We start from the raw sequence: 1,127 nt of genomic DNA on the forward strand, positions 1-1,127 counted from the left end.
GGCGAGGACGAGCGCCGTCTGGTGGTCGAGGAGTGGAACGACACTGATGCCGGCCTGGTGCCGGGGACGCTGCCGGAGTTGTTCGAGGCGCAGGTGAGCAGGGCGCCGGAGGCGGTGGCGGTCGTTTTCGAGGGTGAGTCGGTTTCGTATGGCGAACTGGATGTGCGTGCTGATCGGTTGGCTCGTTGTCTGATTGCTCGGGGTGTGGGTGCCGAGTCGGTGGTGGGTGTGTGTCTGGAGCGCGGTGTCGAGATGGTGGTGGCGCTGCTGGGTGTGGTGAAGGCGGGTGCCGCGTATCTGCCGGTGGACCCGGAGTATCCGGCCGAGCGGATCGCGTATGTCCTGGGGGCCGCGGGTGCCACTTCGGTGGTGACGAGCGGGGTGCTGGGGGCCCTGCTGCCCGAGGGCGTGGCGCGGGTGTGTGTGGATGCGCTGGAGCCGGCGGGCCCGGATGCGGGGCCGTTGGGCGTCGAGGTCCGGCCCGAGAGCCCCGCGTATGTGATCTTCACGTCGGGTTCGACGGGGCGGCCCAAGGGTGTGGTGGTGCCGCATGCGGGGATCGTGAACCGGTTGGCGTGGATGCAGGGCCGGTTCGGGCTGGGTGCTGATGACCGGGTGTTGCAGAAGACGCCGTTCGGTTTTGACGTGTCGGTGTGGGAGTTCTTCTGGCCGTTGTTGGAGGGTGCGGCGTTGGTGGTGGCCAGGCCGGGTGGGCATCGCGAGCCGGGTTATATCGCTTCCCTGATCCGTGAACAGTCCGTGACGACCGCGCACTTCGTGCCGTCGATGTTGGAGGCGTTCCTTGCCGAGCCGTCGGCGGGGGAGTGCGGTGGGCTGCGCAGGGTGGTCTGCTCGGGTGAGGCGTTGGCGGTGGTGGCGCAGGAGCGGTTCTTCGCTGTTCTGCCGGGGGTGGAGCTGCACAATCTGTACGGGCCGACCGAGGCGTCCGTGGACGTCACCGCCTGGCAGTGTGTGCCGGGTGCGTCGTCGGTGCCGATCGGCGTTCCGGTTGCCAACACCCGTATGTATGTCCTTGATTCGGGTCTCGGTCCGGTGCCGGTGGGTGTCGGGGGAGAGCTCCATCTCGCGGGTGTCCAGCTCGCTCGCGGCTATGCGGGCCGTCCTGG

1 protein-coding gene is annotated in these 1,127 nt (G+C 68.5%); it reads left to right on the forward strand.

Annotated features, from left to right (window positions below):
* The coding region (locus IEZ15_RS44010; RefSeq protein ID WP_189282522.1) for an amino acid adenylation domain-containing protein at positions 1 to 1,127 on the forward strand (1,127 nt) is incomplete at both ends.

It is taken from the genome of Streptomyces atratus (assembly GCF_014648655.1).
Lineage (GTDB): Bacteria > Actinomycetota > Actinomycetes > Streptomycetales > Streptomycetaceae > Streptomyces > Streptomyces atratus.